General features: G+C 70.3%; 10 protein-coding genes. 8 read left to right on the top strand and 2 right to left on the bottom strand.

Going from position 1 to position 14814, the window contains the following annotated elements; genetic code table 11:
- Positions 1 to 59: 59 nt before the first annotated feature.
- Positions 60 to 707 (bottom strand): hypothetical protein, encoded by a 648-nt coding sequence (locus tag AAG589_RS10590; protein ID WP_430567224.1) that lies wholly within the window; start codon positions 705 to 707, stop codon positions 60 to 62.
- Between the two features lie 32 nt (positions 708 to 739).
- Between AAG589_RS10590 and AAG589_RS10595 the strand changes: the two genes are divergently transcribed.
- Entirely contained in the window at positions 740 to 1237 is a 498-nt protein-coding gene (locus tag AAG589_RS10595; protein WP_430567225.1) for a nitroreductase family deazaflavin-dependent oxidoreductase, read from the top strand.
- On the opposite strand, the gene AAG589_RS10600 is transcribed toward AAG589_RS10595, so the two are convergent.
- Positions 1171 to 2184 carry a helix-turn-helix domain-containing protein gene (locus tag AAG589_RS10600; protein ID WP_430567226.1) on the bottom strand — a complete coding sequence of 338 codons (1014 nt, stop codon included), beginning with the start codon at positions 2182 to 2184 and terminating at the stop codon, positions 1171 to 1173. The two genes, AAG589_RS10595 and AAG589_RS10600, sit on opposite strands and share 67 nt — an antisense overlap.
- Before the next feature lie 36 nt (positions 2185 to 2220).
- On the opposite strand from AAG589_RS10600, the gene AAG589_RS10605 reads away from it, so the two are divergent.
- The 7 genes from AAG589_RS10605 (at position 2221) to AAG589_RS10635 (ending at position 14787) form a co-directional block, all read left to right on the top strand.
- A complete protein-coding gene (locus AAG589_RS10605; RefSeq protein WP_430567227.1) occupies positions 2221 to 5637 on the top strand; it encodes a DUF5107 domain-containing protein in 3417 nt (1138 codons plus the stop codon).
- Positions 5638 to 5791: 154 nt separating this feature from the next.
- Positions 5792 to 7120, top strand: coding sequence for an ABC transporter substrate-binding protein (locus tag AAG589_RS10610; RefSeq protein WP_430567228.1), 1329 nt, complete (start codon positions 5792 to 5794; stop codon positions 7118 to 7120).
- On the top strand, positions 7117 to 8019 hold the full coding sequence (locus AAG589_RS10615; protein ID WP_430567229.1) for a carbohydrate ABC transporter permease: 903 nt from the start codon (positions 7117 to 7119) through the stop codon (positions 8017 to 8019). The genes AAG589_RS10610 and AAG589_RS10615 overlap by 4 nt, the downstream gene beginning before the upstream one ends.
- Complete coding sequence (locus AAG589_RS10620; RefSeq protein WP_446719725.1) at positions 8016 to 8978, top strand: carbohydrate ABC transporter permease; 963 nt, start codon at positions 8016 to 8018, stop codon at positions 8976 to 8978. Before AAG589_RS10615 ends, AAG589_RS10620 begins: the two co-directional genes overlap by 4 nt.
- A 42-nt stretch (positions 8979 to 9020) precedes the next feature.
- A complete protein-coding gene (locus AAG589_RS10625) occupies positions 9021 to 11054 on the top strand; it encodes a glycoside hydrolase family 2 protein (RefSeq protein WP_430567230.1) in 2034 nt (677 codons plus the stop codon).
- Entirely contained in the window at positions 11051 to 12352 is a 1302-nt protein-coding gene (locus tag AAG589_RS10630) for a cellulase-like family protein (protein WP_430567231.1), read from the top strand. The genes AAG589_RS10625 and AAG589_RS10630 overlap by 4 nt, the downstream gene beginning before the upstream one ends.
- 89 nt (positions 12353 to 12441) lie before the next feature.
- Positions 12442 to 14787 carry a beta-galactosidase gene (locus AAG589_RS10635; protein WP_430567232.1) on the top strand — a complete coding sequence of 782 codons (2346 nt, stop codon included), beginning with the start codon at positions 12442 to 12444 and terminating at the stop codon, positions 14785 to 14787.
- Positions 14788 to 14814 lie beyond the last annotated feature (27 nt).

Below are 14814 nucleotides of genomic sequence, written 5' to 3' on the forward strand. Positions count from 1 at the left end.
GCGCGAGCCGGGCCCGGGGAGCACCTCGGGCCCGGCTGCGCGCGACAGGGCCGCGGGAGTCAGGCCCCGAGGTCGACGGCGACGGTGCCGCCGTCGCGGGTGCGTGCGCTCGCCGCCGCGAGCTCGTCGCCCTCGTCGCTCGGCCACCAGGCCACCCAGTAGCCGTCGGCGAGCGTGGCCTTCGCATCCGTCCCGGCGTCGGTCGTGACGGTGACGGCCACGACGTCCTCGCCGGCGTACCCCCAGACGCCGGTCCACGCGTTCACGCCACCACCGCCGATGCCCAGCCAGACGGCCTCGCCGGCGCCGGGCCGCTCGGCCGCGCCCACCTCGCCGAAGCCGATGCCGCCCTGCGAGACAGGGCCGGAGAGGTCGTGCTCGCAGAGCGCCGCGCGGTCGGGAGAGGACCCGGCGGCGGCGAGCGTCAGCACGGCGTCGCCGCGCACCTCGGAGGCGATGACCTGCATCTGACCGGCAGCGCTGCCAGTGTTGTCGGCAGGGTCGTCGGCGGTCTGGACCGCGAGACACTCCTCCACCGCGGCCGACGTGGCGGCCTCGCGGGCGGCCGACCGTTGCGACATCGTCCACGGCACCGCGACGGCCGCCGCCAGGACGAGCACCCCCGCGGCGGCGAGGATCGCGCGCCGTCGGCGCGGTCGTGCGGGCGGGGCGGGGGCGGTCGACCCGGGGGCCGCGGCGGTGTCCACGCGCCGATCGTACGAGACCCTCAGAATGAAGGATGGCCAGCGCGCTGCACGTGATCAGGTCCGTCGTCGCCCCCGTGACCCGCACGCGCGCGTTCCGCGCCGTGGCCCCGGTCGCGCTGCCGCCGGTGGAGCGTGCGCTGGCGTGGCTGACGCGCGGCCGGTTCCAGCTCTCCGCGGTCCTGGTGCCGTCGCTGGTGCTGCACACCAGGGGCGCCCGGTCGGGGGAGCCGCGCGACACGTACCTCATGTACACGCCTGTCGGGGGCGGGCGGTTGGTGGTGGCGGGCACGTCGTTCGCGCGCGGCCGCCACCCGGCGTGGACGTACAACCTGCTCGCGCACCCCGACGCCGCCGTGAGCATCCGCGGCCGGCGGTTCGACGTCCGCGCGACCCCGGTCCGGGACGACGCCGAGCGCGACGCGCTGTGGGCGCGCATCGAGGCGCAGTGGCCGGGGTACCGCGCCTACGAGCGGGAGTCGGGGCGCGTGGTGCGGCTGTTCCGGCTGGAGCGGGCGGGCGATGCCTGCTGAGGACCGTTCGCGCGGGCCGCCCATCGACTCTCGCGGGTTCGATACTCGCTCGGGCTGAGGGAGTGGATGCGCCGGAACTGGCGTGAGAAGTAGAGAGGGTCTGAGTAGCCGACCTGCTGGGCGATCGACGCGATGTTTCGGTCGGTGGTGTCGAGCAGCTCGCGGGCGCTCGCCATGCACAGCCTGGTCTGGTATTCGATTACCCCGAACCCGGTCGCTTTGCGAAACAGTGCCGCAAAGTGGGACTGGCTGAGCCCCGCCATCCTGGCCAGCTCCGGAACCGAGACGTGCTCCGCGAAGTTGGTCTGCAAGAACTCAAGGGTGGCCTCGATCGGGTTCGCCCCGCGGGTGTGCGCGGTGTGCGGGTCCGCGGCGATCAGGGCCAGCGCATGCCATGCCGCTCCTGACGCGGCGACGAGGGACGACTCCGTCTCGTCGCGTCCCATCCGGCGCAGCACGGTCTCCATCAGGGCGACGACGCGCGACGTGTCGCTGAGCGGCACGACCGGGCGCCGTGCGGTGGCACCCGCCGCCATGAGCAGGGCGCCCACCGCCAGGCCCGTGATGTGCATCCACCAGATCGTCCAGGGGTCGGTGGGATGTGCCTCGTACCGGTGGGGCGTGCCGGCAGGGATGATCAGGGCGTCCCCGGCGCGGACCTGGTGATCGCCCGACGGGGTGGAGCAGATGCCCCTCCCGGCCACGCAGATCATGACGATGTCCTGCAGCGCGCCCTTCGGCCGCGCGCGCCCGTGCATCGCGGCCTTCGGGAAGTAGCCCACGTCGGTGACCAGTATCTGCGCCGTCGCCGGCCGGTCTTGCGCGTGCGCGACCAACGGTGAGGGCAGGACCCGCATCCGCTGCCCTGGAAACCCGTCGCGGAGACGGATCCGCTGACGTTCGATGCTTCCCATAGAATCGTCCATATACTCCGCAGGATCGGACATTCTCAGAGCCTAGCGAGCGCTCGTAGGTTGATGCGCATGCTCGACGAAGAGTCCTTCCTGCGACTGCCCGCCGTCCCCGCCGCTCAGGCAGGTGACGCCGTCGCCGCGTGGCGTGAAGCCGTCACGATCGACACGTACCTGCCGGCCGCACCGGACCGGTATCCCGCATACCTCGAGAACCGCGTCTACCAGGGCTCGTCGGGCCGCATCTACCCGTTGCCCTTCCACGAGCGGATCGAGCAGTCCAAGCGCCCCCGTCAGTGGGACGCGATCCACATCGAGAACGAGTGGGTCCGGCTGATGGTGCTCCCAGAGCTCGGCGGCCGCATCCACGTCGGCCTCGACAAGTCCAACGGCTACGACTTCTTCTACCGCAACAACGTCATCAAGCCCGCCCTGGTAGGCCTTGCCGGCCCGTGGATCTCTGGCGGTGTCGAGTTCAACTGGCCCCAACACCATCGCCCGGCGACCTTCCTGCCCGTCGAGACCCACATCGAGCACGAGGCCGACGGCTCCGTGACCGTGTGGTGTGCGGACCTCGACCCGTTCGCCCGCATGAAGGGCATGCACGGTATCCGGCTGAGGCCAGCAAGCAACCTGATCGAGCTACGGGTGCGGCTCTTCAACCGCACCGAGGACGTGCAGACCTTCCTGTGGTGGGCGAACGCCGCGGCGCTCGTGAACGACGACTACCAGTCGTTCTTCCCCACCGACGTGCACTTCGTTGCCGACCACGCCAAGCGGGCCGTCACCGCGTTCCCGCGGGCCGACCGGCCCTACTACGGCATCGACTACCCCGGCCGGGTGGGTCCTGACGCCCCGGATGCGGACGGCCTCGACTGGTACCGCAACATTCCTGTGCCGACGTCGTACATGTGCCTGGGGACGCAGGACGACTTCTTTGGCGGCTACGACCACGGGGTCCGCGCCGGCTTCGTGCACTGGGCCGACCATCGCATCGCGCCGGGGAAGAAGCAGTGGACCTGGGGCAACTCCCCGTTCGGATGGGCGTGGGACGACAACCTGACGGACGGCGACGGGCCATACGTGGAGCTCATGGCCGGTGTGTACACGGACAACCAGCCCGACTTCACCTTCCTGGCACCGGGCGAGACGAAGTCGTTCAGCCAGTACTGGTATCCCTTCCGGCAGATCGGCCCGGTGCACCAGGCGAACCTGGACGTCGCCGTGCGCCTCGACGTGAGCCGCGCCGACGTCCCCGTGGGCCGACCTGACACCGACACCGCCCCGTCCACCCGGGTCGGCGTCGGGTCTGCGTTCACCGCCGCGCGCAGGGACGTGGAGGCCCGCCTCATCGACCGAAACGGCGAGGTGCTGTGGAGCGTGCGCGCCGATGTCGATCCTGCGCACCCGATCGAGCAGTCGGTGGAGCTCGACGGTTCCTACGGCGTGACGGACCTGACCCTGGTGGTCGTGCACGACAGTGCAGAGCTCATCCGCTGGACCCATCGGGAGGCACCGGCCGACGTCGTCGTCCCCGATCCGGCAAGGGAGCCCTCGGCACCGCAGTCCATCGCGTCGACGGACGAGCTCCATCTCACCGCCGTGCACCTCGAGCAGTACCGGCACGCGACCAGGTCGCCCGAACCCTATTGGGAAGAGGTGCTGCGACGAGACTCTGAGGACAGCCGTGCCAACCTCGCGCTCGGCGTCCGACGCCTGCGCGCCGGTCGATACCAGGAGGCGGAGAGGTTTCTGCGTACCGCACTGTCCCGGCAGACGCGGCTCAATCCGAACCCTGCGGACGGCGAGGTCTCCTACCAGCTCGCACGCGTGCTGGAGCGGACGAGTCGCAGCGACGAGGCGTACGACACCTATGGCAAGGCGGCCTGGGCTGCGGCCTGGCGCGCTCCTGCATGGCTCGCCATGGCCCGTCTCGACGCTGCGCGTGGTCGTGACCTCGACGCGCTCGGCAGGGCTCGCGACGTGCTCGCGGCCGAGCCGGGTCAGCTGCAGGCACGAGCGATCGTCGTGCTGATGCTGCGACGCCTCGGGACGGAGGCCGAGGCGAAGGACGTGCTGCGCTCGACGTTGGAAGCCGATCCCTTGGACTGGTGGATGCGTGACCTTGCCGGCGACGAGGTGGACGCCGACGCCCCGATCCTCGTCGACGTGGCTCTCGAGTACGCCTCCCTCGGGGAGCTGGACGACGCCGTGCGGATGCTCGAGCGCGCCGCCGCACTACCGACGGTGCCCGGGCAGGTGGCGGTGGCGCCGCTGGCGCACTATCACCGCGCCGACCTTCTGCTGCGGGCCGGGCGGACGGACGCGGCGGCGCTTGCCCTTCAAGACGCACGGGAGGCTGACCTCACGTACTGCCTGGCGTCCAGGCTGGATGACGTCGACATGCTGACTCGCATCGTCGCGGATCATCCCGAGGACTCGCGGGCTCGGGCCCTGCTCGGGCACTGGATGTACTTCGAGCGGCGCTACGACGAGGCCATCGCCCTGTGGCGGTCCGCCGTCGACATCGACGGAGGCGATGCTGTGGTGCGGCGCAACCTCGCTGTCGCCGAGTTCAACGTGCTCGGCCGCCCTGCCGAGGCAGCGGCCTGGTACGAGCGCGCTCTCGAGGCGTCTCCCCGTGACCCGAGACTGGTCTACGAGTCCGACCAGCTGGCCAAGCGGATCGGAGTTCCGCCGACGGTGCGCCTGGACCGGATGACGGAGTTCCGCGATGTCGTCGACCACCGGGACGACCTCACCGTCGAGCTGGTCGAGCTGCTGACCGCGACCGACCGGGCGGCAGAGGCTCTGGAGATTCTCCGCGAGCGTCGCTTCCAGCCATGGGAAGGCGGCGAGGGACGCGTGATCAACGCGCGGGACGAGGCGCTGCTTTCCCGCTCGCGCGACGCCATGGCCGTCGGTGATGCCCGCGCAGCCGTCGGGTTCCTGGACGAGGCCTTGTCTCCTCCGCGGAATCTCGGTGAGGCACGGCACCCGCTCGCCAACTTCTCGCACCTGCTGCTCGCGCTCGGCGATGCTCGGCAGCAGGACGGGGACGCCGACGGTGCTCGCGAGGCGTGGACTCGAGCGGCGACGTCCGCGGGCGACTTCCAGTCGATGAACACGTTGCCGTATTCGGAGATGACCTACTTCTCCGTGCTGGCGAGCCGGCGCCTCGGTGATACCGAGAGAGAAGCGGACCTGGTCGCCGGGCTCGAGTCGTTCGTCCGGACGCTGCGTGAGGAGCCTGCCGTGGTCGACTACTTCGCCACCTCGCTGCCGACGATGCTGCTCTTCACCGAGGACGTCCAGGCCACGCGCGACACGACGGTGCTGCTGCTGGAGGCGCAGGTCGCGCTGCTGGCTGGCGACAGGGCTACGGCCGGAGCCTTGATCGACGACGTCCTCGACCGTGATCCCAGCCAGGTACGGGCGCTGGACATGCGACGCGAGCTCGCCGGTCTTTCGGCGGGGTCCGCGCGCTGAGGGTTGACGGCGAACCCGTGGCCGAACCTGCGTCGACCACAGGTTCGCGACAGATGTCCTGCCCGGGTGAGGGAGCCCGGCGGACCGAGAGGAGATTCCGATGACGGAACGACCCACCGGCGGGCCGCCCCTGCGGCGAGGCCGACGACGAGCGGTGACGTTCGTCGCGGGGATGGTCCTGACGGGGTTGATCGCTGCCTGCAGCGGCGGATCGGGCGGTGACCAGGCAGCAGTCTCGGCCGCCCACGCCGTCCCGTCGAAGGCTCCGGGTGAGAAGGTCGAGCTCACGTTCTGGTCCTGGGTGCCAGGAGTCGACAAGGCCGTGGACCTGTGGAACTCCGAGAACCCGGATGTCCAGGTCACCCTCGAGCAGATCCCCTCGGGCAGCGCCGGCGGTTACGCCAAGATGCACTCGGCCCTCGAGGCCGGGACGGGCGCGCCGGACCTCGCTCAGATCGAGTACCAGGAGATCCCTGGATTCCTGCTCGACGGCGGCCTGGTCGACCTCACGCAGTACGGGGTCCAGAAGGACAGGGACAAGTTCGTCGACTGGCAGTGGCAACAGGGGGTCTTCGGGGACGGCGTGTACGCCGTGCCGCAAGCCTCCGGGCCGATGGCGCTGTTCTATCGCGAGGATCTATTCACGAAGTGGGGGATCGACGTGCCCACCACGTGGGTCGAGTTCCGCACCGCCGCTCAGGAGGTCCGTGAGGCTGACCCGGACGCCTACATCTCCACGTTCCCGCCGGGCAACTCCGCATGGTTCGCCTCACTGGCCTGGCAGAACGGAGGTAGCTGGTTCGGCACCGACTCGGGCTCGTGGACGGTGGACATCGACAACGAGCAGACGCGAGAGGTCGCCCGGTACTGGGACCAGATGGTCGCCGACGACCTGGTGAAGACCGAGCCCGACTTCGCGAACGGCTGGTACAGCGACCTGCAGGACGGACGGATCACCGCATGGGTCGGCGCCCAGTGGGGCGACGCGATCATCTCCGGCAACGCGCCGGACACAGCGGGCAAGTGGAGGGTGGCGCCGATGCCGCAATGGGACGAGGGTGGCGACTTCCGGTCGGCCAACTGGGGTGGCTCGTCGACCGCCGTGCTGACCGGATCGGAGCATCCGGCCGAGGCCAAGGACTTCGCCGTCTGGCTGAACACCGACCCTGAGAGCATCGACCTGCTGATCGGTGGGGGCTATGGATGGCCCGCGGCCGCCGACGCTTTCGACGGTTCTGCGCTGGACAAGAAGAACGAGTTCTTCGGTGGTCAGCGCATCAACGACGTCTTCGCCGACGCCGACGCGGCGATCGACCGCGACTGGTCATGGATCCCGACCACAGCGGCGACATACCAGAGCCTCAACGACGGCTTCCAGAGCGCGATCGCCGGCGACGGGACCTTCGTCGAGGCAGTCGAGGACGCCCAGGCCAAGACGGTCGCCGACCTCAAGGCCAAGGGCCTGCCGGTGAGTGCGCCATGAGCGCCACACCCGGCAAGCGCAAAGGGCGCACGGCGCTCTGGTTCCTCGCTCCCTTCCTCGTGCTCTACGCAGCGTTCTTCCTGCTGCCGATCGCATACGCGCTGTACCAGAGCCTGATCACGACAGTGCGCTCGGGTCCCTTGGGAATGGGTGGTTCCGAGCGCGTCTTCGCCGGCCTGAGCAACTACCAGGCCGTTCTGAGCGACCACGCGTTCGTCGACAGCATCGTGCGGGTCACCGTCTTCGGACTCGTGCAGGTCCCGGTGATGCTGGGCCTGGCCACGCTCCTCGCGCTCATGCTGGACTCCGCCTCGGCCCGTGGCGTCCACTTCTTCCGCAGCTCGTACTTCCTGCCGTACGGCGTGCCCGGTGTCATCGCGTCGATCTTGTGGGGGTTCCTCTACGTCCCCGGTGTGAGCCCGATCGTCGACATGCTCGGTGCCGTGGGGATCGACGTGAACTTCCTCGACGGGTCCTCCGTCCTGTGGTCGATCCTCAACATCGTCACCTGGCAGTTCGCGGGCTACAACGTGCTGATCATCGTGGCGCAGCTGAAGTCCCTCGACCGCGACCTGTACGAGGCGGCGAGGATCGACGGGGCGAACGCCTGGCACACGGTGCGGCACATCAAGCTCCCGCTCATCCGGCCGGCGCTCACCTTGACGGCGGTCTTCACGATCATCGGCAGCCTGCAGCTCTTCGCCGAGCCGCTCGTGCTCCGGCCGATCTCCAACGCGATCAGCATGACGTACACGCCGAACCTCGCCGCCTACACGGAGGCGTTCGTCAACAACAACTACAGCCTGGCGGCTGCGCAGTCCGTGCTGCTCGCGCTCCTGGCGTGCGTGCTCTCGTTCGGCTTCCTGCGAATCGTCGGACGAAAGGGGCCCGACGCATGAGCACCGTGCGAGTCACCACGGATCCATCCACCCAACCGCCCGAGTCGTCGGCTCGAGGTGATGTCAGGCAGGAAGGACATGGCAGACGAGGCCGAGGCCGGCCCGACCGGGGGAACTCGAGATCGTCCCGTACCTGGCGGATTGTGACGGTCGGCCTGCTGGTCGTCTTCGCCCTGTACTTCCTGGTGCCGGTCTACTGGTTGCTCGTCGCTGCGACGAAGTCCACCGGCGACCTCTTCGGCACGTTCGGGTTCTGGTTCTCCGACCCCCAGCTGCTGCAGAACCTGCAGCACGTGCTGACCTACGACGACGGAATCTACGTGCGTTGGGTGCTGAACAGCGTCCTCTACGCGGGTGTGGGCGCGGCGGCGGCGACCCTGCTCGCCGCGTGGGGCGGGTACGCCCTCGGAAAGTTTGAGTTCCGTGGGCGCGAGGCGATCTTCAACACCGTGCTGGCAGGGGTGATGATCCCGGGCACCGCGCTTGCGCTGCCCTTGTTCCTGCTCTTCAGCCAGTGGGGGCTCGCCAACACCTATCTCGCGGTCCTGCTCCCTTCTCTCGTCAGCCCGTTCGGGCTGTACCTCTGCCGCATCTACGCGTCCGCCGGAGTGCCCGACTCGGTTCTCGAAGCCGCGCGGATCGACGGTGCGAGCGAGGCGCGCATCTTCCGCACCCTGGTCATGCGGCTCATGACTCCCGCGCTGGTCACCGTGTTCCTCTTCCAGTTCGTCGGGATCTGGAACAACTACTTCCTCCCGCTGGTCATGCTCTCGGACCCGAAGCTGTACCCGATCACCCTCGGGCTGACCTCATGGCAGTCGTTCGCTGACCGCGAGCCGGACCTCTACCAGCTCACGGTCGGCGGCGCGTTCCTCTCCGTCATCCCCCTGATGATCGCGATCGTCGTGCTGCAGCGGTTCTGGCGCGGGGGGCTCGCCGAGGGCAGCGTCAAGGGCTGACCGGACTCGTCTCCCGACCTCTACGCATCGCGAAAGAAGCTGATGAGAAGACTCGGCGCCCTCGCCGCCTCCGTCGTCCTGCTCGCCGCGCCAGCTGTCGCCTCGCCTCCTGCGTCCGCCGTGGACGACCCCCGGACGCCGGACGCGCTCCGGGCCGAACCGGCCGGCACGCGCATCGAGACAGTCGACGGTACGGGTGTGCTGTTCCAGTACGACCACGTCGTCCCGTCGTTCGACGACTGGGACGCGGCGGAACCCACACGTGACAGGATCTCGCTCGACGGTACGTGGTCGTTCCGCTTCGACCCCGAGGGGCGAGGGCTCTCCGACGGCTGGGCGCGCCCAGATCGTCCGCTGGAAGGGTGGGACACGATCCGGGTGCCCTCGTCCTGGGACCTCAAGGACACGCCCGGCTTCGACGGGTACGACGGCACCGACTTCGGCGAGGGGACTGCGTTCCAGGACGGGTACGCGTGGTACCGCAAGACGATCACGGTGCCCCGGTCGTGGAACGACGAGCACGTGCGCCTGTCGTTCCTCGCGGTGAACTACCGGTCCGACGTCTGGATCGACGGCGTCCACGCCGGGGCACACGAGGGCGGGCAGACCCCGTTCGCGCTCCCGGTGGACGACCTGCTGCGCCCAGGCACGGAGGCGACCATCGCCGTGCGCGTGGATCGTCGAGCGTCGTTCGAGGACTACGTCGGCGGCACGGGTCCCGTGACCGACCGCTACGCGGTGCCCTGGAAGCCCGTGGACTACTGGCCCTATGCCGGCCTCACCCGGTCGGCCTGGCTGGAGGCGGTTCCCCGGGTCAGCGTCGCCAAGGTCCTGGTCGCGGCTGCTGACGGCGTGCTCGACGCCCGTGCCGTGGTCGAGAACACGGGCAGCCGCCCGTTCAGAGGGTCGGTCCGGTGGGATCCCGGACGCCCGACCGGCGGGTCCGTCACGTCCCGACCCGTCACGGTCGGGCCCGGTGAGACCCGCGTGGTGCGCGCCGTGATGCGCATTCCCCGTGCCGTCCGGTGGAGCACCGACGACCCACGCACCTACACGACCACAGCCGAGCTGCGCACCGGGCCAGGAACGTCACGGCGGCAGACCGTCGACCAGCTGTCGACCGGTTACGGGATGCGGTCCGTCGACATCGCCGGCGCGTTGCTGCAGGTCAACGGCGACGAGGTCTTCCTCAAAGGGCTGAACTGGCACGAGGAGACAGGTCGCGGCGGCCGGTCGCTCACCCTCGACGAGTACGACCACGAACTGGGTCATGCGCTCGACCTCGGAGTGAATCTCCTACGCAACTCCGTCTACAACCGGCATCCCTACGCGTACGACTGGGCTGACCGCCACGGCGTGTTCATGATGGACGACACCGACAACATGTGGCTCAACACCGACCAGCAACGGTTGCAGACCGCGAGCTACGGTCTGTCCCGCGCCCTCGCGGCGAGCATGGCGTGGAACCAGCACAACCACCCGTCGGTCATCCTGTGGGGACTGCAGAACGAGTCGGAGATCGATCCCGACGGCGCACCTGTCTACCGGGCGTGGTTGCGCGACATGAAGGACGCGATCCTCGCGCTCGACCTGCAGCACCGCCCGGTCACCTGGGCGTCCAGCACCACGGACGACCCAGCCTTCGACATCGCGGACGTCATCGGTTTCAACGAGTACTTCGGGTACTTCTATGGCGCCAACGAGGACCTCGGACCTGCTCTCGACGGCGTGCACGCCCGGCATCCCGACACGCCGCTCCTCATCACCGAGAACGGGTCGTGGTCATACCTGGGCAGACGCGGCAGCGCTCTCGACGAGGGCACCGAGGACTGGCAGGCGGCCAATCTCGAGTCCCACTGGGACCAGGCGACGGAGAGGCCCTTTGTCGCCGGGTACACCTACTGGGTCCTGAAGGACTACAAGCAGCGCGCCGGGTACAACGCCGACCTGAACGGCATCTCCGTCATGGGGCTGCTGGGCTGGGACTCGACCACTCGCCGCCTGGCCTACGACGTCTACCGCGACGTCAGCAAGACACACGACCCCGCACCCTCCGACCGAAAGGCAGCACCGTGATCGACACGCCGTCCGTCCAGCACCCTCCGGGAGTCCCCACGCACCTCCCACCGCGCCTGACCATCTCGCTGTGGGACTTCACCTGGTACACCCAGACCATGCCGGGCGAGCCGTTCGCCGACCTTGACGTCGCCTTTTCCGAGGCGGTCGAGCGCGGCTACAACACCGTGCGCATCTGCGCGATGCCGTTCCTGCTCTTCGGGGACCACGGGATCGACACCACGGCGCTGCAGTTCACGAAACTTGGCGGCGACGTCGGCGTCAGGACCCGCTGGTACGACGTCGCGGGCGGCGCCGTCATCGACGGCAGGGCCCACCTGCTGGAGCTGTTCCGCGCAGCCGAGCGTCACAACTGCTACATCATCCTGTCGTCCTGGGAGTACCAGCAGAGCCCCGCGTTCCTGGCGGGGCCGGAGTGGTACGACGCGCTCATGGCCGTCGCTCCCGACGACCGCCACGCAGTTCTCGCCGACGCGATGTCCGACCTCGTGCAGTACCTCAAGGACCACGACCTGGCCGGCCGCATCGCCTACGCCGAGGTCCACAACGAGGTCGACCTCAGCCGCCTCGTGCTCGCGGGCGGCGGCACCCAGGACGACCCCTATCGGCCGCAGAAGCCCTTCGTCGAAGACGCCGTACGCCGCATGCGAGAGCGTCATCCCGACATCATGGCCGCCAGCTGCTATGGGATCCCACCGCATCTCGACACGGACTCCATGGCCGGCAACGGCGACGTCGCCCACTTCCACGTCTACGTCTACGGGGTGCTCGGAGCCCTCGAGCGCTGGGCCGGGGTCCGTGAGACCGAAGGGTTCCCGACCGCCGAACTACGCTCCCTGCTGCGGGACGACGCACCCGACGTCGCGACGTACGAGGGCAAGGTCGAACCATGGCGGCTGGCAGCGACCGGCGTGTCCACCACGATGTTCTATAGCTACGACTGGGTGGACACCGCGCGCTGGGACCGGTGGCTCTACGAGAACTACGGCCAGTGGCGTGAGGCGATGCTTCAGGCGATCGACGACCGGATCGACGTCCTCGCGCGCCTCGGACAGCGTCATGGTGCGCCGCTCGTCATCGGCGAGGGCTGGATCGGCTACACACCGTTGCTTGCTGAGTTCGAGGACGGGCCCGTGGGACAGTCACTCGCGGAGCATGCCCTCGTGCGATGCATCGAGCAGGGAGCCTGGGGGGCCGTTGTCGGGTCGAACTCGGCCCCCCACCACCCGGGATGGCAGAACGTCGCCTGGCAGCAGGTGTGGAACCGTCGGCTGCTCCGCGGCGACGCTACCGCGTAGCTGTTCCCCGAAGGAGGCATGTCTTGTCGAGCCGTCGGCCGTCCGTCGTCCATTCTTGCCCGCGCGCGCCCCGGCAGGGTCACCCCGAAGTGAACGACCCCGTCGATTCCGCCGACCGGGTCGAGGTCACCAGCCGGTACCTCCAGCGCGGGGGGCGCCCCTGGTTCCCGGTGACGGGGGAGGTGCACTACGCGCGGATCCCGCGCGAGCGGTGGTCGGAGGTGCTGGGCCACGCGAAGGCCGGCGGGCTGGACTCCGTGGCGACGTACGTGTTCTGGCAGGCGCACGAGCCGGCGCCCGGGGACTTCCGGTGGGGCGAGAACCTGGACCTGCGGGCGTTCGTGGAGCTGGCCGGGCGGCACGGGCTGGACGTGGTGGTGCGGATGGGGCCGTGGGCGCACGGGGAGGCGCGCTACGGCGGGTTCCCGGACTGGCTGGTGGGGCGCGGGGTCGCCACGCGGACGAACGACCCGGCCTACCTGGATCTCGTGCGGGCGTTCTACGGGCAGGCGGTGGCGCAGCTGGCCGGGCTCACGCACGCCGAGGGCGGGCCGGTGGTGGGCGTGCAGATCGAGAACGAGCTGTACGACCAGCCGGAGCACCTGGCGACGCTGCGCACGATGGCGGAGGGGCTGGGGCTGCGGGTGCCGGTGTGGACGGCGACGGGCTGGGGCGGGGCGCAGGTGCCGCCCTCCCTGCTGCCGGTGTACAGCGCGTACGCGGACGGGTTCTGGGAGGACTCCGACGTCGAGTGGCCGGCGTTCTCGCCGGTGCACTTCCGGTACTCCACGGTGCGTGACGACCTGTCGGTGGGTGCGGACCTGCGCGAGGCGTTGGACGGGATCGTGCTCGACGACGACGGCTCCGGACCCGTGCCGGCGGATGACGACGCGCTGCCGTACGCGACGTGCGAGCTGGGCGGCGGGATGCACGTGGCCTACCACCGGCGTCCGCTGGTGACGCCGCGGGACGTGGCCGCGCTGGCGTTGGCGAAGGTGGGCAGCGGGTCGGTGTGGCAGGGGTACTACATGTACGCGGGCGGCACGCAGCGGGTGGGGCCGCACGGCACGGAGCAGGAGTCGCACGCCACGGGGTACCCGAACGACGTGCCCACGCGGACGTACGACTTCGGGGCGCCGGTGGGCGAGCACGGGCAGGTGCGGGCGCATCATCACCTGCTGCGGCGCCAGCACCTGTGGCTCCAGGCCGACGGCGCGGCGTTGGCGGCGATGACGACGACCGTGGGCGGCGGCAGCGACGACTCCGCGGAGCTGCGCTGGGCGGTGCGCTCCGACGGCCGCCGCGGGTACGTCTTCGCCACCACCTACCAGCCGGCACGCCGCCCGCTGCCGGCGCAGCCGGGCGTGCAGCTGGAGGTCGGGCTCGACGACGGGGTCGTCGTCGTGCCGTCGCGGCCGGTGGACCTGCCCGCCGGGGTCTCGGTCGCGTGGCCGGTGCGGTACCCGCTCGCCGACGGGCTGGTGCTGCGCAGCGCGACGGCGCAGCTGCTCACCCGGATCGACGGCGGGTCGGGCGGCAGCGACGTGGTGGTGCTCGTCGCGACCGACGGCGTCCCCGTCGAGCTCGTCCTGGAGGGCGACGTCGACGCGACGGGCCCGGTCGCCGCCCGGCGGGAGGACGGCACGACCGTCCTCGACCTGACGGCGACACCCGGCCCGGACACGATGGTGGGGCTTCGCCGTGCATCGGGAGGCGTCGACGTCCTGGTGCTCGACGAGGCGACCGCGAACCGCCTGTACCGCCTCGACGTCTTCGGCCGCGAGCGGCTGGTGCTCTCGGACGTGCCGGTGTTCTCGCTCGACGGTGCGCTGGTCGCGCACACGGAGCACCCGAGGGCGACGGTGTCCCTGCTGCCCGCGCCGGCGGCACTACGGGCGTCGACCGACGGCGCCGACGTCGCGCCCACCGCCGGGGAGGGCGCGCTGTGGACCTCGTGGACGCTGTCCGTCCCGGGCGCCGGGGCCCGCCGCGTCGCGGCCGACCTGCACCCGACCGCCTCGGCTCCGCCGGAGCCGACCACGGGCGGCCCGATGGGCCGCCTCAGCGCGCCGACCGACTTCTCCGGCGCCGCGCGCGTGCGCCTCGACGTGCCCGCCGACGCGCTCGCCGGCGTCGACCGCGCCCTGCTGCGCGTCTCCTGGACCGGCGACGTCGGCCGTGCGCTGGTCGGCGAGCATGTGGTGAGCGACCACTTCTGGCACGGCCGCGACTGGGACGTCGACCTCACCCCGCACCGCGACGCCGTCGCCCGCGACGGCCTCACGCTCGAGCTGCTCCCATGGCGCCGCGACACCGGCGTCTGGGTCGACCCGTCCGTGCGCGACATCCCCGACGGCATCACCGTCGCCGCGGTCGACGTCGTCCGCGTGGCGCGCGTGGTGCTGACGGCGGAGGACCCCGCACCGGAGCGGTGACGCGCACCCCGTAGGCTCGGGGAGCCC

It is taken from the genome of Isoptericola sp. F-RaC21, assembly GCF_038593535.1.
Lineage (GTDB): Bacteria > Actinomycetota > Actinomycetes > Actinomycetales > Cellulomonadaceae > Isoptericola.

What these genes read in the sequence shown, in the direction of transcription:
- AAG589_RS10605 (WP_430567227.1), top strand. Translation starts at nt 2,221, where the DNA reads ATGCTCGACGAAGAGTCCTTCCTGCGACTGCCCGCCGTCCCCGCCGCT.
- AAG589_RS10595 (WP_430567225.1), top strand. Translation starts at nt 740, where the DNA reads ATGGCCAGCGCGCTGCACGTGATCAGGTCCGTCGTCGCCCCCGTGACC.
- AAG589_RS10620 (WP_446719725.1), top strand. Translation starts at nt 8,016, where the DNA reads ATGAGCACCGTGCGAGTCACCACGGATCCATCCACCCAACCGCCCGAG.
- AAG589_RS10625 (WP_430567230.1), top strand. Translation starts at nt 9,021, where the DNA reads ATGAGAAGACTCGGCGCCCTCGCCGCCTCCGTCGTCCTGCTCGCCGCG.
- AAG589_RS10615 (WP_430567229.1), top strand. Translation starts at nt 7,117, where the DNA reads ATGAGCGCCACACCCGGCAAGCGCAAAGGGCGCACGGCGCTCTGGTTC.
- AAG589_RS10600 (WP_430567226.1), bottom strand. Translation starts at nt 2,184, where the DNA reads ATGTCCGATCCTGCGGAGTATATGGACGATTCTATGGGAAGCATCGAA.